Below are 23338 nucleotides of genomic sequence, written 5' to 3' on the forward strand. Positions count from 1 at the left end.
GTAGGAAGGCACAATTAAATATAAGATAAAACCTCACCCTCAATCCCTCTCCTTAGTAAGGAGAGGGAAGCCGGAGGCAGAGTAAGGTTTTATATTTAATTTGACCCACTTATTTAGTGCTTTAAAAAATATTTTAAGAAATAAAAATTGAAGTTTTTCTAGGAGTCAATAATGAATATGAAATTTCCAAAAGTTCGCAAGTTCACTGAATTATTTGGCGCTATTTGTGGGGGAGTACTGATTAGTCTGCCAGCTATTTCTCAAGCAGTAGCACAAGAATCTACTCCCAAAATTAACCCTTGTCCGAAGATTTTCTACGAAGAACCACATAATAATCAGGTTGTAGTACCACCGGGATGTCCTCCCAATGCACTAACACAAAGACAAGCTGCTCAAGGGGTTGTTCACGTCCCTGCTACCCCATCACAAGACCAAACAAAATTGGGCGTCGGCGGTGAAACTCCAGAACCAGGTGTCAGACTACCACGCCCAGCCTCTGGAGATCAAACTCAACAGCCGATACCAGAAGGGGGTTCCACTAACGAACCACCACAAACCCCGATCGCGACGATCGCACTGGCTAATGGTAAAGTTACTATCAGGTTTGTGAATGACACTGCGGCGAATATAATTTATCAAGTTATCGGCGATACAGCACCGCGATCGCTAGAAGGTAAGTCAGATGTAATATTGCAAGATTTAAAGGCGCCCGTAATGGTGACATTTCAACGACCAGATGGCGGACAGTTGATAGTGACTCCACAACCCTCTTCAGAGCCAGGAAGCTTGGAAGTTAAATTTAACGAAGCCACCGATGCAGCACAGGGTAGAAGTGCTTTGAGAATTGAACGAAACGGTTCAGTGTTTTTGAATTAGGGACTTGCAACAAATAAATTACCCAATCTTGTGGGGTGGGCATCTTGCCCGCCTCTGGCTTAGGGCGGGCGAGACGCCCACCCCACAAGAAGTAGTTGAGTATTTTTTTATTTGGAAGTCCCTTAGTCAACTTAGATATGGGGCAAATTGAATAGAGCCTCCGGCACGCTGACGCGAACGCGGCTACACAAACAAGAGCTGGTTTAATCCAATAGACCTCTTGCAAAAGTCCCTAACACCCCACCCCCAGCCCCTCCCCGCCTGCGGGGAGGGGAGAATTTGAGGTAAGTCAAAGGCGAGGTGGGGTTCTTATTTTTGATTTATGCAAGAGGTCTAAAGTATCTTCAGTTTAATTCCCCTGCCTGTAGAGGCAGCAGGTTTTGTGTCAAGGTTAAATCCCCTTCACAAAACTTAATTACGAATTACGTTATCGAGTCCGCGTACTCTTACAGAGAAGCAAGCTACGCTTTTAACGTCTCGTAGAGAGCGTCATTACGAACTTGTACTGAGCGCAGCCTCTCGTAGAGAAGTATTACGAATTATTTAAGTTGACTACTTCCGCCGAAGCATTGTAATTAGCTGATCCAGCAATTGCGTTTCTTGTTTGCTGTCTTTTAATGTCCGCGCCAGTATAATTGCCCTTTCGTAAAAATTGCGGGCAGTTAGGTAATTACCTTGCTGCTCGTATAATTGAGCATAGGACTGAAAAGATTTTAATTCTTCTGGCAAATTCTGCAATTCTTCAGCGAGTATTAAACGTTGCTCTAGTAAGTCAAAAGCCCGTTGGTAACGTCCTACAGCACTGTGAACTGTAACTAAACCGTCAATTGCGCGTAATTCATTAGTGCGATCACGGTTAGTTTTAGCTGTCTGCATGGCTAAACTATAAGTGCCAATGGTATCTTGATAATTTCTAGATACTAAATAAGCATCACCTAAATTATTTAGGGTATTTGCTTCACCGATGGCATTACCAGTCTGACGGCGGAATATTAAAGCATTTTCATACAATTTAATCGCCTTGTTGTAATCTCCCAACCTAGCTGCTACCAAACCTAAATTGCTCAAAGATAGTCCTTCACCTTCAATATTTTTGACATTGTGAGCAATTGCAAGTGCATCATCAATTGTTTTACCAGCAGCAGCAAATTCGCCTTGTTGGAGCAGAAATGTACCGATATTATTCAGCACAAAAATCTGAGATTGGAAGTCTTCAGTATCACGAGCAATCGCTAATCCTCGTCGTAAAGAATCTTCTACCTCTTTGAAACTACCTAGCTGGACATAAGCCTTTGCAAGCAAATTGTAAGTCATACCTTGTGCTTTCAGGTCGCCAATTGAGTGATATAATTCTAGTGCCCGTAAGCAAGACGTAACTGTTTTGTCGGCATATCCTGAGGCATATTGTTGTTCACCGATACCCAGCAAACTGTCTGCTTCATCTCTTGATTGTCGCCCAACAGAACTATTTAAAGGGCGGTGGAGTTGTTGGGTAATATCAACCGCACCCACCGCTATCGGACTCAGCAAAAAACTAAACAGTAAAATGCTGTGTAAAAGTATCTGGGGAGGAGAAATCGCAGCTACACAAATTAAGCCTACCTTTTGCCTGGGAAATACAAGCCGTTGTTTCATAAAAATTACCCGTAAAGTTGCGGGTTTAAGTAGAAGGTCTAAGAAGAAGTTTTAAGTTTTTAAATTTAAGACAAGGAATATGCGCGTTTATACTTAAATCATGCTTGAGCAAAATCTTCCCCGAAGTATATGGCGCGAATATCTCTGGGTAATTTGTCCTCTAGCATACAATAGCCTTCCTGGAGAGAATTGGCTACTTCACTTGGAGCGATCGCTTCACCTTCGGCTTGCAGATAGGCAGCGATTCTAGTTTCGCTCCAGTGGAAAGTTTGAGCCATTAACACCATCAATCGCAAAACTGGTGGTAGTTGGTTTAATGCCTGTTCTACATAGCACCATAGCGGCGGCGAAGTCGCTTGGAGAGAATAATGAATTGCTTCTGTAGGTGGTAGTTTAATCTCGTTAATACAGAAAGCTGTCATATTAATTAACCAATTTTGCATGGTTAAGGCTTCCTCACCTGATTGAGAGTCGGTTAAATTTAGTCCACCGAGTTCATAGTAGATATGCCGCCAGGTGAGGGCAAACAGATAATCTGCCTGCACAGGCGATCGCGCCGAATGCCGAATTAAGGTATAGACTATGGGACTATAGCGGCAAAAAATCACCGTAAAATACTTCCCTGCATCAGGATAGCGCTGAAACAGAGTTAGTAGTTCATCGTCACTGTGATGGAACAGCGACTTCACCAGGGGATGATTAGCTTCGGGAAAATGAGGAATTTGCACAAGCCTTTGAGTTGATAGTTGTTAAAATAGTTTTGGGAATTGCACTCCCGTAGTTAATCGCATAATATCTTGGTGTTGCTCAGTTTGTTGATGAGACTCAGATTACTTGAGTATTGATAAACTAGAAACAAAGACTTAATTTTAGTCTTAATCGGCAATTATAAAATTGACTCCCTTATAGAATCCTTATTTGTTCATGGTTATAGCAGTTAGTGTGATCTCGTTCCTGCTCAGTCCCCTTACCTTAGGCTCCTTTCTGCCTTCCCTGCCCTTAGATAGCCTGTTCTCCACCCAAGGCATTATGGTAATGCTGCTAGCAGCTTACGCTGGTGCGATGTGGATGTTCCTCACCAGCGCCCCAAAAGTACATACTGTAATGGTGTCAGATTTGGAGATTGCCCGACAGTTGTATGAAGGGCTGCTAGATTTGCCAGCAGCTGAGGTGCCATTGCACTATTACTACAACTACGAACAAACTATCGGCGCAACTGGCATTGATCCACTATATATGTCTACTGGGCCGAGCTTGTCTAGCAAAATGCTGAATAATGCCAATGATGGGCTGTGGTATCAATTGAAGAAAAACACCCAGCTACACGTCATTACTGGCGCGAGTTTAGGTAGCAAAAATCAGCAACGCCACGTTTGTTTTGACCATGACTGCCTGGAAATGATTTTAATGCGAGTCGAAGTGCGCGGTTTGAAATTCAAGATTCGTAACCAGAAGCCCCTGAATTTTTTAGTTAAGGACTATGAAGGGCGGGTTATTGAGGTGGCTGAGGTAGCGAATTAGTCATTAGTAGGACTTAAGCAAAAATACACGCTCTAGGGGCAATACTCTGCGGTCAGCTAAAGCTACATGAATTGCCCCTACCTGAAAATAAGGGTTTCGGTTATTGTTTGCGTAAGTCGTGATTAGATTTTAGATTATTTTAGGTTGGGTGGTGCGTAGGTTGCCATTAATTATTTAAAGTCATTATCGGATTTTGCTAAAGAAAAGCTTATGACTGTTGAAAAGATGTACACATCTCATCTGTATGAAACAGATTTCTATACTTGGACTCAACAGCAGGTTAGCTTGCTAAAAACTCAACAGTGGTATCAATTAGATACCGTTAACCTGATTGAAGAAATTGAAACTTTGGGTAGAAGAGAACGGCAAGAATTAAGAAATTGCCTGGGAGTATTGTTAGGACATCTACTGAAATGGCAGTTTCAACCAGAAAAACGTAGTAACAGCTGGTTGGGTACAATTCGAGAGCAACGTGTTCAAGTTAAGCTACTTCTGCAAGATAGCCCTAGTTTGAAACCCTATCTAGATGAAGTTTTCTTCACTGTTTATGAACTAGGTTTAGCTTTAGCGATTCGAGAAACTGAGTTAGTTGAGCAGGTTTTTCCAGAAATATGCCCTTACAGTTTAGACCAAACTCTGAATCCTGAATTTTTACCAAATACGAATCAGGTTGATAATTAGGGGGAGTAATTAATCCAATACTGTTTTATCACCTTAAACCTATTCCAATATATTTGTTAACTTCTCTAGCAATTTTTCAGCTAAATCCAACAACTCAATTTCATCAAATTCATCACTAGCTCCGCGATTACTTTCTGCAACTGCCACACTACCCGCTAATACATTTTTAACACCAAAAAGCCGCTCTTCTTCTTTTGAGAACCTCAAACATTTTTCCAACTCTACAGCAACTTCTTGGATTGTCCTTGAACCTAAACGCGCTCTCACTTTAACTGCTACCGGATCGTCACTTTCCAGCAGTTTTACTAAAGCTGTTCTCAGTCCATCGTCCTCGCTGGAAAACTTCTCGATCGCAACACGCACATATTCCCGCACGCTCATGTTTAGCGCCAATGCCTTTTGTGCAACTACATCTGGTACATCTACCAGCAATACACCTTCATTATCGCTGGCTTGAAGACTTGATGTTGGGTTTCACTTCGTTCTACTCAACCTACGAATGATTACAGCTATTTTCAGGTATAGCACTAGACAGACAGCTTAGGACATTTGCAAACCCTAAGAGAGCGGCTGTCACAGCTATCCATAGCAGACTTGTCCTAACCATTATGGCAGCCGCTATAAATAGACCACGCGGTAGGGGCACAGCAATGGTGTGCCCCCACCACAGATGTGGTTCAAATACATGAAAACTGCTGTAAATTCCATACCCTTTTTGCGGTGTTCTGTACTTAGGCAATAAAAATGGTGCGTTAGGTAAAGCCATAACGCACCCTACTTTTGAATGGTACTTACTATCTCAACTCAATTGTTCATACTTAAATTTCCCTTTAATAAACTTGTTAAAATATTGGCCTTTAGACGGTGCATTGTCTAAGTCTTCCTTGACACTAGGAGGTACTTTGAAATACTCGTAAACACTTCCACTATCAAATTCAATAGTCAGTGTTTGAGTTTTTGAATCATAGCTAAATTGCTTAATAACACTGCCTTCAGGCTTGAGTAACGGGAAGGCAATCGCATCCCGAATACTGGCACAATCTGTTAATAACATTACCAACCGATCAATCCCAATCCCTAAACCACCTGTAGGCGGCATACCGTATTCTAAAGCTGTTAAAAAGTCTTCATCTACACCTTGGGCTTCTAAGTCGCCAGCAGCTTTTCTTTCAGCTTGGGCTTCTAGCCGTTCTCTTTGCTCAATGGGATCGGTAAGTTCTGAGAAGCTGTTCCCAGTTTCTCGCCCGACGATAAATAACTCAAATCTTTCCACCAAACCAGGTTGAGAACGATGGGGTTTTGCTAAGGGCGAAATTTCTACAGGGTAATCAATTACAAAGGTAGGTTGAATTAAATTGGCTTCTACCTTCTCTTCAAAGGCTAAATTTAGTAACTTACCAATTGATTTGGCTTCATCTACACCAGGAATCCCAGCATTTTTACTTACTGTTTTTGCTTCTTCCAAACTTGGGAAAGAATTAAAATCCAAGCCCGTAACTTCTTTAACTAAATCGTGCATTGTCACCCGCCGCCAAGGTGGTGTCAAATCTATAGGTTCCCCTTGGTAGGTGATTTGCAATGTACCGAGTACCTCTTGGGCGACAGTGGTAATAATCCCTTCTGTCAGCGCCATCATATCGTTGTAGTCGGCGTAGGCTTGGTAAAGTTCAATTGTCGTAAATTCGGGATTATGGCGAGTCGAAATTCCCTCATTGCGGAAAACTCGCCCTAATTCAAACACCTTTTCAAAACCACCCACAATCAACCGCTTGAGATGGAGTTCTGTGGCAATTCGCAAATACAACTCCATTTCTAAAGTGTTGTGGTAGGTGATAAATGGACGTGCATCTGCACCCCCAGTTTCACTTTGCAAAACAGGCGTTTCAATTTCTAGAAAATCCCGTTCTTCTAAATAACGACGAATACCAGCAGTAATTCGAGCGCGACGGCGGAAAGTTTGCCGCACTTCCGGGTTAACAATCAAATCAACGTAGCGCTGACGGTAGCGCTTGGCAACATCGGTTAATCCATGCCACTTGTCGGGTAGAGGCAACAGGGATTTGGTGAGAATAGTATATTGTTCAACGTAGACAGATAACTCGCCCTTTTCAGTCCGTTTAATAGTACCTTTGGCTCCCAGAATGTCGCCTGCATCTGTAAGTTGTTTCAAGTGATTGAAGGCATCAGTATCAATATCTGCCATGCTTTCTTGGATGCGATTTTTATCCAGATAAAGCTGAATTGTGCCGGTTTCATCTTGCAAAGTGAAGAAAGCCAATTTACCGAAAACGCGACGCGCCATAATGCGTCCAGCGATCGCAACTTCTAAATCAACTTCTTCACCACTGGGTAAATCGACAAACTTTTCTTGCAACTGCGCTGCATGATGTGTAGATTCCCAACGATAGGCATAGGGATTAGTCCCTAGCTGCTTGAGTTGTTCTACTTTTTCCAGCCTAGCGGCGCGGATATCTTCTTCCGACATGGTAACGAACTTTCAGGGGGCAAGATTAATTATAGATGCTGTAAAAGTTGAGAGAGAGATATTTGCACTTTGCAGACGAAATATTTGCAATAGATGGTAAAAGTATTTGTTGCACAGTTACAGACTATAGTCAATGATGTCAAAAATTTATCAGTATAGTCTCGGTGTTCAGCCCTGAGCGAACTATTGTTTCACAGATGCAAGCATTTGAAACTGGCTAGCATTGTGAAATCGAAATTGTACAAAAATTGATATCCAATTTTAGAGGTTCTGAATCGCCGGATTGGTAAGATTATTTTGAATTAAATTAGTCAAGTTATTTATACACCGTCTCAAAGAGCAGATCGGCAGGCTTTGGGAGCCGCTTTAGTACTTTCTGCGAGTCAAGATCGGCAGGTGTCGCTGACTGAAATTATTAATAATCATCCCACAAATGAAGTGGAAGTGGAAGTTGATGGCGTAGTTTACCGCCGTAGGCATCGCTAAGAGAGTGCATACCGTCAACTCCCTCGCTGGCAAAATTTGCTTGGGATTTAATAAGCTAAAGTTTCTAAAGTTTCCCTTAAATACCGTTGTACCTGCTGTTCCAAGCGAATTCCCTGTAATTGAGTATCACGTTCTAGTTGCCAGCGTTGGAAACCGGAACTAGTGGAGATCGCGCATTTGAGGCTATACCAAATTTTAGTATCAGCAGAAAATTGGCGATCGCTAGAAGCTGGAATTTGAGCCATAGTTTCTCATTCCTTTGTTTTAAGTTCAACGGTAACTGGGCATTGGGCATTGGTTCTTAATATATTTTCCTCTGCTCCTTTGCCCCCTACTCTCCTCTGCTACTTATTTGTAGCCCTTTACAGTGAACTAATCTTACTTTCAGGGCTGCTACGAATCTGTATTAATCCTAAACAAGGATTGCAACAATCGGGGCACGATTTGATTAACCCGCACCCCTAAAATTGTGAAATCCTGCTTAATCTTTTCTAAAGATAATGGCTCTATACCAGCGAATTCTGTCTCATTAATCACCAAAACTCGCATTACACTCACAGGAATTTGTAAAAATAGATTACTGGCTAAAAAGGCTAATCCCGCCAGCAATAGTGCGACGCTGCGCCATTGTGGGAGAAATTTAGCTGAATTTGCGACTAATGGGGCAATTTGGTAAAGATACCAGAGCACCCAAACTGACAATAGTGCTGCCACTAATGCCAGGATACGATTTAATTTTGTATTAATTAAACAGAGAATTTTTCGCTGCCGTTCAGTCAGATTTTCTGGCTTTAGAGCTATTCCTAAAAGAGCAAATATATAAAAAGGGCGACGCAACTGCATCCATAGCAGGGGGAGAATACCAATAGCCGCAACTAACAATAGCTCCATCCAGACTGGTAAAAACGGCTCGCCTACAGACAGGAACAATAAGCAGAGTACTAAAAAAACAGGCAACGTCGCCAATCCAGCGACGTGAATCCACAAAATAGGTTCAGAGCGAAATGAATGCATTTTATAAAAAGTTGTGAGTTAAGAGTTAGGAGTTAGGAATTAGCAGCCTTTAACTCCTGACTCCTAATTTATCACTCCTAACTTCTAACCATTTTACCCTCAACACTATCTCGTTAAGGTGAGAGTGCGGCGCTTCGTAACCATTTGATATGATTCGATGATGTCACCTTCAACCCAATCATTAAATTTATCCATGCCGACACCGCATTCATAACCGGCGTTGACCTCACGAGCATCTTCTTTCATCCGTTTTAGGGAGTCAAGGACGCCTTCAAAGATCACCTTACCGTTGCGTCGCACCCTGACTTTACAGTTGCGAACTAACTTGCCAGATTGAACGTAGCAACCGGCTACAGCACCACGACCGACTGGGAAGACGGCACGTACTTCGGTTTGACCCAAGGGTTCTTCCACCAACTCTGGTTCCAAAAGACCTTCCAAGGCATCTTGGATATCTTCTAGGAGCTTGTAGATCACGTTATATTCCCGAACATCTACACCCGCTTCATCGGCGGCTTGTCTTGCGCCACTGGCGAAGGTGGTGTTGAAGCCAATAATTACAGCGTTACTGGCAGCTGCTAAGTCGATATCTGTCTCGGTGATTTCCCCAGCAGTAGCCAAGAGCATCCGAATTTGGACTTCGTTTTGCGGGATTTGCTTGAGCGCTCCCACAATGGCTTCTACCGAACCTTGTACGTCTCCTTTCAAGATCAAGTTGAGTTCTTTCAACTCGCCTTCTTGTGCTTGAGCCGAGAGGGTTGTCAGGGTAACACGTCCTTGTAACAGGCGGGATAGGCGTTGTCTGTCGGCGCGATCGCTAGCGATCGCTCTGGCTTCTTTCTCGTTGTAGAAGACCTCAAACTCGTCGCCTGCTGCTGGCACATCACTTAAACCTAGCACCTCGACAGCAAAGGAAGGAGAAGCAATGTCTACTCTCTTGCTTCTGTCATCCACCATCGCCCGGACTTTACCGAAAGCCGAGCCAGCTACCAAGATATCTCCCACATGCAGGGTGCCATTCTGAATTAGCAGGGTAGCAACTGCTCCCTTGGCTTTATCCAGATGTGCTTCAATCACAGTTCCTTTGGCGGAACGATCTGGGTTGGCAGATAGTTCTCCAACTTCTGCTACTAAGAGAATCATCTCTAAGAGCGTATCCAGATTTTCACCCCTGATGGCGCTCACGGGAACCATGATTGTTTCACCACCCCAGTCTTCTGCGGTCAGACCATACTGGGTCAACTCTTGTTTCACGCGCTCTGGCTGTGCCCCTTCTTTGTCAATTTTGTTGATGGCAACAACAATTGGCACTCCGGCGGCTTGAGCGTGGCTAATCGCTTCAATGGTTTGAGGACGCACACCATCATCAGCAGCCACTACCAACACGGCAATGTCTGTTACCCGTGCTCCTCGTGCCCGCATAGCTGTAAAGGCTTCGTGACCGGGGGTATCCAGGAAAACTATCTGCTGCGGTTTGCCCTCATGTACCACATCCACATGGTATGCGCCGATGTGTTGAGTGATACCACCAGCTTCGCCAGCAGCCACTTTTGTTTTGCGGATTGAGTCGAGCAGGGTTGTTTTACCGTGGTCTACGTGACCCATAATTGTTACCACTGGCGGACGGCGGTGGAGATATTCTAAGTCTTCTGCACCGACCATTTCCGTAATTTTTCGAGCTTCTGCTTCTGGCTCGGCGGTTTCGACTTCTATTTCTAGTTCTTTTCCTACCAGAGTAATTGTGGGAATATCCAGATTTTGGGTAATACTCACCGCCATGCCTTTAAGGAAGAGGATTTTGACAATCTCTGTATCGGCAACAGCTAAAACGTCAGCCAGTTCTTGCACAGTCAACGGGCCTGTGATCACCACTTTTGCAGGACGGTCACGTTTGGTCTCGGCTTCTTGGCGACGGTTTTGGTGATGGTCTCGGCTGGAAGACCTGGAACCAGACTTGGAACCAGACTTTCTGGCTCTTGTAGTTGGGGCGCTAGCAAGGCTTGCACCTGGCATCTGTACAGGACGAGTCGCTTTGGGTTTGGGAGGACGGGCGATGGAAAGGCTGACTTGGACGGTAGCTGGTGAGTCGAGATCGTCATCATCCAGTAAATCTTCTTCAAACTCATCATCAAGTATCGGCTTGATCCGCTTGCCTTTGACGCCAGCTTTCGCCTTCTCTTTAACTTCGTCAATTATTTCCTCTTCTACCCACTTTTTGCCGCCTTTGGTTGGGCGAGGCGGACTTGGGCGTTTCAAATCGAGGAGATCGGGTGTGACTGGCTCATCACCCATTCCTTGAGATTTGCCCGCTATTCCTGACATCTGTCTGGGTGGAGTAGCGATCGGCATTGCGGCTGCTACAGCTTCACCTGGACGTGCTGGCCTAGGTCGTTGCCCCTCTCCTAGTTGTGATGGTGCAGATGGTCTATTAGCCCTCTGCTCTGGTCTGCTGGGTGAAGGGGTAGGACGACTTGTTCTTTGTGGTGCAGATGGTGGCGACTGGTCAGTTGGTAGTTTCGCAACTTTTGGCTTAATTTGCTCGCGATCGCCTTCGAGCGGGCGTAGTCGTTGGTCACGTTTGAGGATCGGTTTGTCTGCCTGAGATACTTGTTCATCTCCCTCCTGGTCTACCGGGGCAACTTCTGCCGTCGGTCTTGCTGGAGGAGTAACTAGTTGTGGTTTTGGAGCTTTTTCGGCTTTCGGTCTGGGTGGAACTATTTTTTCCGGTTTTTGAGATGCGATCTTTTCCGGTGCCTGATTTGGATTAGGCGTTTGTTCCAAATCTGTAACAGGAGGTTGCTCTTGAGTCTCAGATTGATTCCGGGGTACGGGTCGAGTTGGTGCCGCCGGCTTCATGGGTGAGACTGGTGTAGCAAAAGGCCGTGGAGGAGAGGGAGGATTAGCTTCAGACAAGGCAGCTTGGGTATTGTTAGCAAGTGACGCCTCTGGGGCGTTGGAGGTAGTATTTCTCAATATTTTGGGTTTGCGTATTTCCAAAATTTGCTGTTTGTGGGGTGCAGCAGGTCTGTTACGTCCGCCGTTCGGTGATGAATTTGGCTTATGGCTGGTTGTACCTAGTTCCTTTTTGGCCGACACATTCGTAGCTGGGAGTTTTTCTGCTGCCGCGCGGATGTTTTCTGCCTCGGATTCTGAAATCGTGCTGCTATGGCTTTTGACCGAGATGCTGAGCTGCTCGCAAATTGCTAATAGCTCTTTGTTATCCAAATTCAATTCCTTTGATAATTCATAGATTCTAACTTTGCCGTTGTTCATCCACTCTTCCCCTTTAATTTACAGTTTTAGCGAATGGTTGCCTGGTTTGCGACATCTCCATCCTTGGATTACTGTTTTTAGATTGCCGTTAAGTTGTTGCCGGTGCCTCCAATCAGGAAAGAGAGATGTTTCGGTTTAATAATGGCATCCCCACCAGGAATGATGGTTGAGAGGCATCCATAAAAATTTCTTAAATAGAAGATTTTTATGGGAACCCTTGACGCCGAACTGCGCTTGAGCGCTACCAGGTTGCCATTTTGTAGTTTCTTGTTTTGTTGATTCTGAGTCTTCCACAACACAATCGATTACATCTTGTTCTGGGAATGTTGCCCCGCCCCTCATTAATTGGAGAGCCGAATGCCTTTTACACCCATTTACTATTTTGGCACTAACCTTAACGATCAACAGAGGGTGTGATGAAAGCGCGACTTCGGCTTTCGACACAATTCCTCTAGTGGTTACGCCAAAAAGTTGTTCCAACTAAATTTGGTTTTGGGTATTACTGGGGGCTAGACGTTGCGACAAGCTTTGGTACAGTGTTTCTGGCACTGATGCATGTAGCGATCGCCCTAGTCGATTTTTTTTTTGAGCCGCTTGTAAGCAACTCGTTTCGGGACAAATATAGGCAGAACGCCCCATGCCCTGATCTAATTGTACCTTTCCCGATGGAAAGACGCGGACAATCCGCCAAAACTCATCTTTTAAGCCTACTTTCCGGCAACTAATACAGCGCCGATAATTTGCTTTCATCGATTCTGTGTGATTTCACTCCAGCATTCTGGGTGTAAAAAGAAGTTTATCACTACTATTTTTTACTTATATCAAGTAGCTTTTGAGAAAATAATCCTTGAGACTGAGACTAGAATCAACAGTATCAAAACTTTACACAATTAATCGTCATTGTCAAAACTATCCTCCTCTTCTAATTCCTCCTGATTTTCATCCTCTAATTCTTCCTCAAAGTCAAGATCATCTTCCTCTGGTTGATATTTTGTTCTGACAGCTGCAAATTTGGCATCCTCTCCGGCAAAGTCATACTTAGCTTGATCTTTGATATCAATTTTCCAACCAGTCAGGCGAGCTGCTAAACGGACATTTTGTCCTTCTTTGCCTATAGCCAAACTCAGTTGATCTTCAGCCACGAGTACGTGAGTTTGCCGGGTTTCTGGGTCCATCAGGCGGACTTCATCCACCCGTGCTGGACTTAAGGCATTGGCAATGTATGTTGCTGGATCTGGGGACCAGCGAATTACATCTATTTTTTCACCACGTAATTCGTTGACTACCACTTGAATTCGCGATCCCCTGGCTCCAATACAAGCGCCTACTGGGTCTACATCGCGGTCAAGAGTATCTACTGCTATTTTAGTCCGGGGCCCGACATAACGTGAGGGGGGGTTTGCCTCCCTCGCTACGGCAACAATCCGTACCACTTCATCTTCAATTTCTGGGACTTCGTTGGCAAACAGATAAACCACCAAACCAGCATCAGCACGAGACACAAGCAACTGTGGCCCTCGTTGCTGACCTTGAGAGACTTTTTTGAGATATATCTTGAAGGTGGCATTTGCCCGATAATTATCGTTGGGCAGCTGTTCCCGCTTGGGTAATTCAGCTTCTACTTCTGACTGACCAAAGCTACTGCTAACAGCTAGAACCACCGATTGCCGCTCAAACCGTAGGACTCTTGCTTGCAGGACAGTTCCTTCTAAATCTTGGAACTCTTCTTGCACCATCTGGCGCTGTTGATCGCGTAATTTTTGCGCCAGTACCTGCTTGGTTTGCATCGCCGCCATCCGACCAAATTCGCCTTGGTCGGGGGTAACATCCAGCACCACAGAGTCTCCTAACTGCGCTTCGGGAGCTACTTGTTGAACTTCGTTTAGGGAAATTTCATGGTCTGTGTTATTGATTTCTTCGACAATGGTTTTGGTGGAAAGAACGCGAAATCCTTCTCCTTCAATATCGAGTTCTACTTCAAAATTTTCAAAATAGTCTTCGTCAAACTGTTTGCGTTCTAAATTTTGGGCGCGACGATAACGTTCATAGCCTTTGAGTAGTGCTTCTCTAATAGCTGATTGAACTGCAAGCCGGGGTAAATTGCGATCGCGACTTATACTTTCAATTAATTCTTTTAATCCAGGTAAAGTAACCATTGACATAAGCAATCTCCTTTAAAAATTAGGGAGTCGGGAGTGGGGAGTGGGGACTGAAAACTACGCATTAGATAGAGCCAGGGATTACGAGAATAGCTTTACACTAGTCCCTAATCTCTAGCTCTTAGTTCATAACCTCTAGCCTTGAGCGAATCGCACTCTAGTCTCTAACTCCTAAGCCCTAGCCCTTTGTTTATCGGCGCTCCTCTAACTGCACCTTAGTAATTAGGGAGCGGGGAATTTCGACTACATGACCTTTTTGGTTTAAGTAAAGTGCTGTTTCATCCCGGCGAATCAACTGACCAATCCACTCTTGTTGTCCGTCGTAGGGTGGCGAAGTGGAGATCATGACAGGAAATCCTTTAAAGGAAATAAATTCCCTATCTGTTACCAGCTGCCGCGAAATACCAGGACTAGACACTTCCAAGACATAGGCATCTGGAACGATTTGGGCACCATCTAAGGAGGTTTCTAAAGCACGGCTCATCCTCTCACAATCATTCAACCCGGTGTCTTGCTGAGGATTACGAATGTCTACCCGCAACACTGGTGGACTTTGGTTAGTGTGAAAAACCACGCCAACCACTTCCAATCCCAGTTCTTCTGCCACTGGTGTCGCCAAATCAATAATTTGTGGAACTAAAGGATGAGCCATGAGAGAATTCAATAAAAAAAGTGGGTATCGACCCACTTCCTGTGATAGGTATATCTTCCAAGAAGTCTTGTGACGAACCAATCATGATTCGCCTAGTTCGAGTTTAGCGCATTTCTTCGATACTCAATAGTCAATAGTCAATACTCATTGGGCATTGGGCATTATTCTCCCCCTGCTGCCTCTACCCTTGCCGTATTTTTGGGAGAGCGGTGCTTTTATCCACTACTACGGAAACTGATCTTTGTGTTCGTAGCTGTCTGGTTTGCTCGATAATTTGGTCTATGTCTTCTTGGGACAAACGCTGAACGTAGTTGAGTTTTATTTCCTCTAAGAAGTCAAAAAGTAAACTCTGAATTTCTGAAAGTAGGTGTTTTTCTTTTATTTGAGATCCTAAAGCATCGCTGAAGCTTTGTGCCAGTTGACTGGTGAGTTTTGCGCCCACAGGATCTTCAACCGCGCTAACTAAAGTTTTGTAAAGATTCGTTGTGATTTGGGTCGCCAATTGTTCACTTAACTGGGTTTGGGCGTGTCCTACGCCAGGGAGGTTCTGGAGGTTGCGGTAGACGGGGACTTGATGGAAGACAGTTTCGATATTGTGGCGCAAAATGGCCACGATCGCAGGTTGGATTTCCGGTAGCACTTGGTAGACAATTGTTTTTACCAAAAGACCTGCGATCGCTTCCACTTCATTCACATTATTAATATCTATGTAGGGACGTAAATTTTCCGGTTGTGAGAGCCAGCGCGTTAACTCACCCTGCTGAATTGAACCCTGAACCTGATTAATTACTCTCACCACGACGATTTCTGTAAGTTCTTCGGCAAAATTGGCGACAATCCCGTGATTAACTTGCTTTCGCATAAAATGGAGGTTCAATAACTGCGCTTGATCGAGGCGGACTAATACAGGTATGATTCGCAACGTCCGCCAAAATGGTAGGAGTAAAAATAGGTTGTACCAACGCCACAAGACTGCTTCCAACCAGCTAAAACCAGGATGTTGACGTCTGATTAAGAAGGTATGCCCCAACAGTTCTATGCCAAATAAAATCACAAAGGGTAAGTCAATCATCCAGAAATCATCAACAAATTCGCCACTTTCCCCGATTTGGCGGTAGTAGTTAGAGGCAATCAAAGGGCGGATTCTCTGGTTGAAAAAATTATTTTCTTGATCCCAGCCATTTTGGGTTAAGTACGGCTGACTCCAAAAAGTGGCAAAGGACTGTTTTGCAGATTCCTTACCGATGCGATCGCGCATCAGATTTTTGATTTTTTCCAGAGTCCCACTCTTATTCACTCCCGCAAACGGATTACTATCAATCATCTCGCTACTAAGACGCCTTATTTCCTCTAGCCTGCTATTTACCTGAGACGACTGTAACCCTGTTTGCCTGACTTGTTCTTCTAATGCGTCTACTGTTTCTAGATAACTTTTTGTGTCTCGATGAGCTTCAATACCCTTTATCGGGTCATAAATCTTAATAATTTCGGGAAGTTTTTGCAAGTAAAAATCTCGCCAAGGTACGTAACTCAAATCAAACAAAACTAAACCTAAATTTACTGTGGCAGTAATTGCCATAAACCCTTCAAACCAAAAATTGCGCCGCTTAGAAGATTTTATGTTTTTCATCTTTTGTCACATATTATACATTTTTTGAATATTTGCAATATAAGCTCTTTCATTTATTTTCGGCTCTTTCCCAGAAATTACAGGAATTTGCAGTTGAGTAGACCCCAGTAGGGGCACATATCTGTCGGTGCGTGTCAACTTAACGTTAAAAGGGCGTGTTGGCGAATTGATCGGGGGGTCTAATCCATTAGCCTCAATCCATCTTAATTCCTTTAATTTCAGTGCCAAGGCACTTGAGCTATTAGCCCGCAATTTATTGCAGAGCGGGAAACTAACGCAAAACCAATGTTTTAGGCATGGGGGGTTTAACAAGAGAGTGAATTGACCAACAGCCTCATAAAATTCACCCTGGCTCTAAGTTGACACAGGCGCACATCTGTGAACTCATACTGTAATTTAGTGTTCAAGGGTATATTCGATTCAAATCATAACTATCTCTGCCAATAAAAGATACTTCTTTAGACGGATGATATAGATCAGAATTTCTGGATTGAGTTAAAATTGACAAAAATAAATCACAAATTATTCAAAAATCTTTAAATAATCGCGAAAAAAGTTATTAAAAAAACTTAAAATGCAGCTGTTAACCTTTATAATCCTGCTGATTTAATCCAAAGGAGTTTTAAGTATGTGGTGTGGGTTTGGAAAATCAAGCGCGACCTTTGCTGTTACTTGCCTAGTAACTGCTAGTGTAGTAATTGCAGACACAGGTTTCGCAGCCTCTCAACGTAGCTATACGCCCCAGCAATTCCGTACTGTATTGCGGGGGTTGGGCTATAAAGTCAAGGTAACAAAGAATGCTTTGACTGATGAGGAAACTAAAAAGGCAATTCGTGAATTTCAGACGGGTTATAAGCTAAAACCAGTTGATGGGATAGCAGGGCCAAAAACTCAAGATTTTGCTGCTAACATCGTTCAAATTCTGCACAGAAATTTGAATGCAGTAGTGAAACCAAATCCTCCCCTCCCACGCGATCATTTTTATGGTTCACAGACGGAAGCAGTGGTGAAGGAGTATCAGAAGAAATATCAGTTGCAAGAAACTGGAATTGCTAATTTAGCACTCCGCCAAAAGCTGAATGAGGAAGCAAAGACAGTCTTCAGTCAGCCCACAGCTACACCGACGCCTAAACCGACATCTAAACCAACAGCTAAACCGACATCTAAACCGTCATCTAAACCAACAGCTACACCAACAGCTACACCAACAGCTACACCGACAGCTACACCAACAGCTACACCGACAGCTACACCAACAGCTACACCGACATCTACACCAACAGCTACACCGACAGCTACACCCTAGTCCACACAAAAAACTCTTAGGCCAAAGCTCCTCAAGTCATGTGATTTGGTTATTCCAAGGGTCTGCCCTTGGGTGTAGGTAGAATTGGACGGGGGTCATTGTAAGGCATGGGAATGTACTGCACGCTGGGGCACCCTCCTTGTGGCTGTGGGTACAGATCCATGAGATCATAAATAGAATGGGGCAGTCCGACGGTTACGGGCAGCCCCATTTCTGTTGCTTCTTCAATAGTGATGGGATAGTCGTGGGTGACGCGCCCGGTTGTTAAGGCTTCGATAATGGATTCGATATTTTCTGGCAGAACTTTTTGTTTAGGTATACTGTCTTTTAGCAGAGTTCGTACAAACCTCTGTACTTGCTGAATTGCTTTGCGTGAGAGGTCTGCCATAATTAGAGTGTCACAAATTTGGAGCGATCGCAGTTCTATCTGTAGGTTTAAAAGTATCGAACCACACTCAGCAAAAATATTATTACAAAACTTAATATTATTACTAATTGAGAAGCTTATTACACTTTTTGCGTAAAAAAAAACGAAGTTACGAATTACGAATTATCTCCGTCGCCAAATCTTGATAGTGTCGTCATCACCACCGCTAACGAGGGTTTGGCCATTGGGACTGAAGGCGACGCATCTAACATAGTTGGAATGCCCTGTAAGTGTGCTGATTTCTCTGCCACTCTCTACGTGCCACAGTTTGATAGTCTTGTCCCAACTGCCACTAGCGAGAAATTGCCCATCCTGGCTAAAGGCAACTGACCAAACTGAATCAGAATGACCAATGAGAGTACGAATTTCTCTGCGTGTATTTACATGCCACAGTTTAATCGTGTTGTCAGCACTGGCACTAGCGAGAATTTCCCCATCCTGGCTGAAGGCAATACAGTTGACGAAGAAGGAATGACCTGTAAGTGTGCAAATGTTTTTGCCCGTGTATACTTGCCACAGTTTGATGGTGTAGTCATTACTGCCACTAGCCACTAGCTGTCTATCCTTGCTATTTGTTGTTGGCATTCTCGGACAGTAGGCGACTGACGAAACTGAGTCAGAATGACCTGTGATAGTTTGGATTTCTATGCCTGTGTGTACCTGCCAGAGTTTAATTGTGCAGTCAGCACTGCCACTAGCTAGAAACTTGCCATCTGGACTAAAGACAACGGAATTCACCCAATTAGCATGACCAATGAGAGTACGAATTTCTTTGCCTGTGTTTACATCCCACAATTTGATCGTGTTATCCCAACTACCGCTAGCCAAAATCCCCCAGTTTCGGTCTGCGATTCCTACCGATTTCCCTGACTTTTCTTGATAATAAAGGTTTGGAGAGATTGGGCTAAAGGCGACGGAATGAACCATATTGGAATGACCAGAAGACCAACGACCCAGTTGACGCACTAGTTTGCCAGTATCCACTTGCCAAAGTTTGATCGTCTTGTCATTACTGCCACTAGCAATAAATTGCCCATCTGAGCTAATGGCGATCGCATGAACCATACTAGAATGACCTTTGAGGGTCTGTACACATTGCCAGTTCTGTTGATCTAATCCAACAGGTCGAGATAGTTGAAATCTAGGCGTTATCACTAAGGTAGATGATATTGCTGTTACATCCTCACCACGATCATATCCCAGTAAATCCAACCACTCCTGCACAGACTGGGGACGATAGGTAGACTCCAGATCCATGCCGCACATAATAGCCTGATTGACCTTGTTGCTGATCTTAGGATTAAAATATTGTGGTGGTTCTAAATTAATATGATGACGGCGATCGTCTGCACTTGTCGGGATAACGGCGGTAAGCAAATTATACAAAGTAGCAGCTAGGGCGTAGATATCAATGTATTCTCCTCGTGGCGCTTCTGATTCATACTGCTCAGGTGGGGCAAAACCAGGAGTGCGATACACTGTATGCCTTTGAATCATATTAGGAATAAATTCTCTAGCAATGCCAAAGTCTATCAGCACTGCTTCTGATTTATCAATGCGGATCATAATGTTGCGTGGTTTCAGATCCCGATGCAGCAGTCCTTTAGAGTGGATTAGCGTCAAGGCGTCGCCAATTTGCCGGATGTACAGCAGCGCTTCTGCTTCTGATAGCACCCCTATCCGCCTCAAGCGCTGTCCTAAGTCTTCCCCTTCGATATACTCCATCACCATGCAGGGTAAATTTCCCTCATCGAAGATGGTTTCTATCTGTACTATATGAGGATGGTGACACACAGCCAGCCGAACTGCTTCATCACGGAAGTCTTGCCGTAACTTGTTTCGGTGGAGTATCCAAGCGGGGTGATTCAAGATTTCTTCTTTGAGGGTTTTAATCACTCGCAGTTGATTCCCTTGATTTCTGGCAAGATAAGTAATGCCAATTCCACCTTCGCCTAGTTGGCTTTGAATAATGTAGCGTCCACCGAATAAAGACTTTCCTGCATTCCACACCATTAGTAATATTTGACAATTGCTGGTATTTATTTTGGCACGGTATCAGAACAGCCCACAGGAATTTTGGGAAATTCAATTTTGTTTTGCTGTTGTAGCTTTTTGGAACTTAGTTACTTAAAGAACATTTTCATTAACCTCAATAATTACTAATATAAAGTTGGGTATAGCCTAATAGTTTTAGCTAGACTATCACCTTTACACTAAAATCTTTAATTGATTGCTCATGCTAGAGTAAACAATGACTTTAGACATATTTAGTCATAATAATTTGACTTGTAGGTAATCTGAAATTATGCTAAAGAATCTGAATTTGAAACAAAAATTTACAATTCTACTAGTGGTAATTCTGACATTCGGTTTGAGCTTGAGTGGATTTGCTCTTTCTTCTTTGCTTAGAGAAAATGCTAAACAAGATATTAGCTCAACTGGTCTGATGCTCATGGAAACAATGAGTTCTGTTCGTAAATACACCAATACTCAAGTCAATCCACAGCTAGCTGATAAATTGGCTACTGAGTTTTTGCCGCAAAGTGTGCCTGCATACTCAGCACGGGAAGTCTTTGAAATTTTACGGAAAACAAGAGACTACCGTGATTTCTTTTATAAAGAAGCAACTCTCAATCCCACAAATCTTCGGGATAAGGCTGACGGTTTTGAGACGGAAATTGTAGAAAGGTTCAGAAATAAATCAGACCTCAAAGAAGTGAGTGGATTTCGCTCAATTCCTGGTGGGGATATCTTTTATATTGCTCGTCCGCTACCAATTTCTGAACAAAGCTGTTTAAAGTGTCATAGCACACCTGAAGTTGCCCCTCAAAGTATGATTACTCTTTATGGTGCAGCTAATGGATTTGGGTGGAAGCTGAATGACATTATCGGCGCTCAGATTATATCAGTACCTGCGAATAATGTCATCAATAAAGCTCATCAGTCTTCATTACTAATTATTCTAATTGTATCAACTATATTTATAGCGACTATCCTATTAGTCAACTTTTTCTTGAATCGACAAGTTGTTATGCCTCTCAAACGCATGACTCGCATAGCCGAAGAAGTCAGTACTGGACATATGGAAGTTGAATTTGAGCAGATGTCTAATGATGAAATCGGTAATTTAGCTAAAGCTTTTAAACGGATGCAGTTAAGTTTAGAAATGGCAATGAAAAGAATCAAACGCACTCAGGGAGGTACAAGGGATTAAAATAATTCGTAATACTTCTCTACGAGAGGCTGCGCCAACGACTGCGCTCAGTACAAGTTCGTAATGACGCTCGCGGACTCGCTACCGCTACGCTAACGTAATTCGTAATGGGTATTTAAACGCTGCCAAAAAGCTTTACCACTTTTATTAAGTCTCTTGACTTAAACCCACAGAATTAGTTAAAAGACTAAAATTTATCCGTAAATTCGTGCTGGTGTAAATATTTATGAGAGTAAGCTTTTTTTGAATTCAAAAGCTGCTTGAAAGTCAGGAATTTCTCTAGTGATGAGTTCAACAAATTGGTCAGGTGAAATGTCAGGATTTTGAGCTAATATTTCTTCTATAATCAGATTTGCCATTGGTCCGATGTGGTAGGCTAACTGTTGCTGACAACGTTTGATAAATGCTGGTTTTAGTGAAGGTTGTTGTTGTTCAATTTGCCCAATTTGTGGACTAGCAGGTGAACTAGATAAACTAAAAATTGTTTCTCCAGGTTGGTTGTATGACGGCGATATTGCCGACATAGCCTGAAATCCAGGGTTAAATACCGTAGTAGGCAAATCATCAAGCATGATTGCAGGAGACATTGCCACTTCTGGTTCTTCAATCCCTTCTAAATCTATAAGAACTTCCCTGGCTATTTGGTATCGCTTGTTAGGTCTATCTGCCAACATGCAATCGAGTATTTGAGCAAAGCTATCAGTAATAGAAGTATAATAATGCCAGTTCCATTCTAAGGAATTCTGATCCATTAGTAAGGATGGATCTTTACCTGTGAGTAGTACAATAACAGTTACCCCCAAAGCATAAAGGTCACTAGAGGGGGAACATAAACCCAAGCTAATCTGTTCGCGGGGAGCATATCCCACTTTGCCTACGAGGGACATTTTGCCAACAAACGTTACCTGGTGGTCGGAATTTCTCCCCTCATTCATGTCAACAATTTGCTTGCCAACACCGAAATCAATCAGCACTGGCAGAACCTTGCCATCAGGTAACATGATGTTGTCAGGAGAAATATCTCGATGGATGATGTTGTGCTGGTGGACATATTCCAAAACAGGCAGCAGATTCTTTAGCCACTGGATAACTTCCTTTTGAGAAAAGTTTCTTCCTTGACGTTGAAGTTCTCCCAGCAACCGAGAATATGTTTTACCGTCAACATACTCTTGTACTAGGAATAACCGACCATCTCCTTCAAAGCAAGCCAAAAACTTAGGAATTTGAGGATGTTGCAATTGATGAAGAATTTTTGCCTCTCTTTTAAATAAGTTGCGATATTGTTCTAGTCCACTCTCCCCTGTGCCAATGGGTGCAAATTCTTTAAGAACACAAGCTTCATTAAACCGACGAGTGTCAAACGCCAAGTAAGTTCGCCCCAATCCTCCCTGTCCTAGAAGTTTTTGGATAATATAGCGGTTATCGATTAGAGTTCCAGCAGCTATTTCTGGTCTTGTCATAGGGTACTGTGACATTTCATCGCACTCCTAGCGATTTTCTTATTGATAAATTATCTAGTTTGCTGAAAGTCAGAAACTCTAGCAGAAAAGGCTGATAATATCCTTCAAATTGAGATTAGCAATTATGGAGACAAGGAAATACACTTTTCTACAATTTTTTAATGGTCTTGTGTGACCAAACAGACGATTTTTACCGGGGTAGTTTGATCATACTACTTATACTTAAGTATTTTAGCAGCCACAACATAAGCAGTGTCTGCGGTAATATCTGCGAATATCGCCTTTTGGATTTGCTGGTGAAGCTTATCTTACCCCTAGTAACCAAATTTACAATGACTTTGGCAACAGTAACGATATAGCATGACATCATCGTTTTTCAGAAAAACTGACGTTGCTATAGACTTCCTGAAGGAAATATTATATGTAAGTAGAACGGCGTGAAAAAACCAAACTATGTAAAGATAAATAAATACGGAGAATGTATCTACCGAGGTAAGTAAGATATGGCTGCTCGGATAA

21 protein-coding genes and 1 pseudogene are annotated in these 23338 nt (G+C 43.3%); 6 read left to right on the top strand and 16 right to left on the bottom strand.

The features are described from left to right. The first annotated feature begins 171 nt into the window (after positions 1 to 171). Positions 172 to 876, top strand: coding sequence for a hypothetical protein (locus ACYTXL_RS04160; protein ID WP_461923613.1), 705 nt, complete (start codon positions 172 to 174; stop codon positions 874 to 876). A 552-nt stretch (positions 877 to 1428) separates the two neighbouring features. Here ACYTXL_RS04160 and ACYTXL_RS04165 read toward each other — a convergent pair. Both ACYTXL_RS04165 and ACYTXL_RS04170 read right to left on the bottom strand, forming a co-directional pair. Continuing rightward, positions 1429 to 2511 (bottom strand): tetratricopeptide repeat protein, encoded by a 1083-nt coding sequence (locus ACYTXL_RS04165; protein ID WP_461923614.1) that lies wholly within the window; start codon positions 2509 to 2511, stop codon positions 1429 to 1431. A 98-nt stretch (positions 2512 to 2609) separates the two neighbouring features. After that, a complete protein-coding gene (locus ACYTXL_RS04170; RefSeq protein ID WP_461923615.1) occupies positions 2610 to 3239 on the bottom strand; it encodes a sigma-70 family RNA polymerase sigma factor in 630 nt (209 codons plus the stop codon). Positions 3240 to 3435: 196 nt separating this feature from the next. Between ACYTXL_RS04170 and ACYTXL_RS04175 the strand changes: the two genes are divergently transcribed. After that, positions 3436 to 4032, top strand: coding sequence for a glyoxalase-like domain protein (locus ACYTXL_RS04175; protein WP_461923616.1), 597 nt, complete (start codon positions 3436 to 3438; stop codon positions 4030 to 4032). Positions 4033 to 4257: 225 nt separating this feature from the next. After that, on the top strand, positions 4258 to 4713 hold the full coding sequence (locus tag ACYTXL_RS04180) for a DUF29 domain-containing protein (RefSeq protein ID WP_461923630.1): 456 nt from the start codon (positions 4258 to 4260) through the stop codon (positions 4711 to 4713). A 39-nt stretch (positions 4714 to 4752) separates the two neighbouring features. Here the strand turns inward: ACYTXL_RS04180 and ACYTXL_RS04185 are convergent, their stop codons facing one another. The 3 genes from ACYTXL_RS04185 to lysS form a co-directional block, all read right to left on the bottom strand. Then, positions 4753 to 5145 (bottom strand): hypothetical protein, encoded by a 393-nt coding sequence (locus ACYTXL_RS04185; protein ID WP_461923617.1) that lies wholly within the window; start codon positions 5143 to 5145, stop codon positions 4753 to 4755. Between the two features lie 61 nt (positions 5146 to 5206). Beyond that, positions 5207 to 5479, bottom strand: coding sequence for a hypothetical protein (locus tag ACYTXL_RS04190; protein ID WP_461923618.1), 273 nt, complete (start codon positions 5477 to 5479; stop codon positions 5207 to 5209). A 33-nt stretch (positions 5480 to 5512) separates the two neighbouring features. Then, positions 5513 to 7198: a lysine--tRNA ligase gene (gene lysS / locus ACYTXL_RS04195; RefSeq protein WP_461923619.1), complete on the bottom strand. Its 1686-nt coding sequence runs from the start codon at positions 7196 to 7198 to the stop codon at positions 5513 to 5515. Positions 7199 to 7516: 318 nt separating this feature from the next. On the opposite strand from lysS, the gene ACYTXL_RS04200 reads away from it, so the two are divergent. Beyond that, positions 7517 to 7684, top strand: a complete 168-nt coding sequence (locus tag ACYTXL_RS04200; RefSeq protein ID WP_461923631.1) for an alpha/beta hydrolase — start codon at positions 7517 to 7519, stop codon at positions 7682 to 7684. A gap of 47 nt (positions 7685 to 7731) precedes the next feature. Here the strand turns inward: ACYTXL_RS04200 and ACYTXL_RS04205 are convergent, their stop codons facing one another. The 8 genes from ACYTXL_RS04205 to ACYTXL_RS04240 all read right to left on the bottom strand — a co-directional run bounded on the left by ACYTXL_RS04205 (position 7732) and on the right by ACYTXL_RS04240 (position 16412). Then, complete coding sequence (locus ACYTXL_RS04205) at positions 7732 to 7929, bottom strand: hypothetical protein (RefSeq protein WP_292789813.1); 198 nt, start codon at positions 7927 to 7929, stop codon at positions 7732 to 7734. 148 nt (positions 7930 to 8077) lie between these two features. Further along, on the bottom strand, positions 8078 to 8698 hold the full coding sequence (locus ACYTXL_RS04210; RefSeq protein WP_292789811.1) for a low-complexity tail membrane protein: 621 nt from the start codon (positions 8696 to 8698) through the stop codon (positions 8078 to 8080). A 105-nt stretch (positions 8699 to 8803) separates the two neighbouring features. Then, positions 8804 to 11971 (bottom strand): translation initiation factor IF-2, encoded by a 3168-nt coding sequence (gene infB / locus ACYTXL_RS04215; protein WP_461923620.1) that lies wholly within the window; start codon positions 11969 to 11971, stop codon positions 8804 to 8806. Between the two features lie 135 nt (positions 11972 to 12106). Beyond that, positions 12107 to 12415, bottom strand: a complete 309-nt coding sequence (locus ACYTXL_RS04220; protein ID WP_461923621.1) for a hypothetical protein — start codon at positions 12413 to 12415, stop codon at positions 12107 to 12109. A 36-nt stretch (positions 12416 to 12451) separates the two neighbouring features. Then, positions 12452 to 12721 carry a YlxR family protein gene (locus ACYTXL_RS04225; RefSeq protein ID WP_461923622.1) on the bottom strand — a complete coding sequence of 90 codons (270 nt, stop codon included), beginning with the start codon at positions 12719 to 12721 and terminating at the stop codon, positions 12452 to 12454. Between the two features lie 140 nt (positions 12722 to 12861). After that, positions 12862 to 14133, bottom strand: a complete 1272-nt coding sequence (gene nusA / locus ACYTXL_RS04230) for a transcription termination factor NusA (protein WP_461923623.1) — start codon at positions 14131 to 14133, stop codon at positions 12862 to 12864. 187 nt (positions 14134 to 14320) lie between these two features. Then, positions 14321 to 14782 carry a ribosome maturation factor RimP gene (gene rimP / locus ACYTXL_RS04235; RefSeq protein ID WP_461923624.1) on the bottom strand — a complete coding sequence of 154 codons (462 nt, stop codon included), beginning with the start codon at positions 14780 to 14782 and terminating at the stop codon, positions 14321 to 14323. 181 nt (positions 14783 to 14963) lie between these two features. Beyond that, positions 14964 to 16412 carry a hypothetical protein gene (locus ACYTXL_RS04240; RefSeq protein WP_461923625.1) on the bottom strand — a complete coding sequence of 483 codons (1449 nt, stop codon included), beginning with the start codon at positions 16410 to 16412 and terminating at the stop codon, positions 14964 to 14966. 628 nt (positions 16413 to 17040) lie between these two features. On the opposite strand from ACYTXL_RS04240, the gene ACYTXL_RS04245 reads away from it, so the two are divergent. Then, positions 17041 to 17718, top strand: a complete 678-nt coding sequence (locus tag ACYTXL_RS04245) for a peptidoglycan-binding domain-containing protein (RefSeq protein ID WP_461923626.1) — start codon at positions 17041 to 17043, stop codon at positions 17716 to 17718. 49 nt (positions 17719 to 17767) lie between these two features. Here ACYTXL_RS04245 and ACYTXL_RS04250 read toward each other — a convergent pair. Beyond that, positions 17768 to 18115: pseudogene (locus tag ACYTXL_RS04250) on the bottom strand (SDH family Clp fold serine proteinase); the annotation flags it as partial. A gap of 153 nt (positions 18116 to 18268) precedes the next feature. Beyond that, positions 18269 to 20158, bottom strand: a complete 1890-nt coding sequence (locus ACYTXL_RS04255; RefSeq protein ID WP_461923627.1) for a protein kinase domain-containing protein — start codon at positions 20156 to 20158, stop codon at positions 18269 to 18271. 292 nt (positions 20159 to 20450) lie between these two features. Between ACYTXL_RS04255 and ACYTXL_RS04260 the strand changes: the two genes are divergently transcribed. Next, positions 20451 to 21359 (top strand): c-type heme family protein, encoded by a 909-nt coding sequence (locus ACYTXL_RS04260; RefSeq protein WP_461923628.1) that lies wholly within the window; start codon positions 20451 to 20453, stop codon positions 21357 to 21359. A 224-nt stretch (positions 21360 to 21583) separates the two neighbouring features. Here the strand turns inward: ACYTXL_RS04260 and ACYTXL_RS04265 are convergent, their stop codons facing one another. Next, positions 21584 to 22834 (bottom strand): protein kinase domain-containing protein, encoded by a 1251-nt coding sequence (locus ACYTXL_RS04265; protein WP_461923629.1) that lies wholly within the window; start codon positions 22832 to 22834, stop codon positions 21584 to 21586. Positions 22835 to 23338 lie beyond the last annotated feature (504 nt).

The organism is Nostoc sp. (assembly GCF_054880495.1).

Excerpts from the sequence above, each read along its gene's own strand:
- ACYTXL_RS04160 (WP_461923613.1), top strand. The coding sequence starts at position 172 with ATGAATATGAAATTTCCAAAAGTTCGCAAGTTCACTGAATTATTTGGC.
- ACYTXL_RS04165 (WP_461923614.1), bottom strand. The coding sequence starts at position 2,511 with ATGAAACAACGGCTTGTATTTCCCAGGCAAAAGGTAGGCTTAATTTGT.
- ACYTXL_RS04175 (WP_461923616.1), top strand. The coding sequence starts at position 3,436 with ATGGTTATAGCAGTTAGTGTGATCTCGTTCCTGCTCAGTCCCCTTACC.
- ACYTXL_RS04180 (WP_461923630.1), top strand. The coding sequence starts at position 4,258 with ATGTACACATCTCATCTGTATGAAACAGATTTCTATACTTGGACTCAA.
- ACYTXL_RS04190 (WP_461923618.1), bottom strand. The coding sequence starts at position 5,479 with ATGGCTTTACCTAACGCACCATTTTTATTGCCTAAGTACAGAACACCG.
- lysS (WP_461923619.1), bottom strand. The coding sequence starts at position 7,198 with ATGTCGGAAGAAGATATCCGCGCCGCTAGGCTGGAAAAAGTAGAACAA.
- ACYTXL_RS04205 (WP_292789813.1), bottom strand. The coding sequence starts at position 7,929 with ATGGCTCAAATTCCAGCTTCTAGCGATCGCCAATTTTCTGCTGATACT.
- ACYTXL_RS04210 (WP_292789811.1), bottom strand. The coding sequence starts at position 8,698 with ATGCATTCATTTCGCTCTGAACCTATTTTGTGGATTCACGTCGCTGGA.
- infB (WP_461923620.1), bottom strand. The coding sequence starts at position 11,971 with ATGAACAACGGCAAAGTTAGAATCTATGAATTATCAAAGGAATTGAAT.
- ACYTXL_RS04225 (WP_461923622.1), bottom strand. The coding sequence starts at position 12,721 with ATGAAAGCAAATTATCGGCGCTGTATTAGTTGCCGGAAAGTAGGCTTA.
- nusA (WP_461923623.1), bottom strand. The coding sequence starts at position 14,133 with ATGTCAATGGTTACTTTACCTGGATTAAAAGAATTAATTGAAAGTATA.
- rimP (WP_461923624.1), bottom strand. The coding sequence starts at position 14,782 with ATGGCTCATCCTTTAGTTCCACAAATTATTGATTTGGCGACACCAGTG.
- ACYTXL_RS04240 (WP_461923625.1), bottom strand. The coding sequence starts at position 16,412 with ATGAAAAACATAAAATCTTCTAAGCGGCGCAATTTTTGGTTTGAAGGG.
- ACYTXL_RS04245 (WP_461923626.1), top strand. The coding sequence starts at position 17,041 with ATGTGGTGTGGGTTTGGAAAATCAAGCGCGACCTTTGCTGTTACTTGC.
- ACYTXL_RS04255 (WP_461923627.1), bottom strand. The coding sequence starts at position 20,158 with ATGGTGTGGAATGCAGGAAAGTCTTTATTCGGTGGACGCTACATTATT.
- ACYTXL_RS04260 (WP_461923628.1), top strand. The coding sequence starts at position 20,451 with ATGCTAAAGAATCTGAATTTGAAACAAAAATTTACAATTCTACTAGTG.
- ACYTXL_RS04265 (WP_461923629.1), bottom strand. The coding sequence starts at position 22,834 with ATGTCACAGTACCCTATGACAAGACCAGAAATAGCTGCTGGAACTCTA.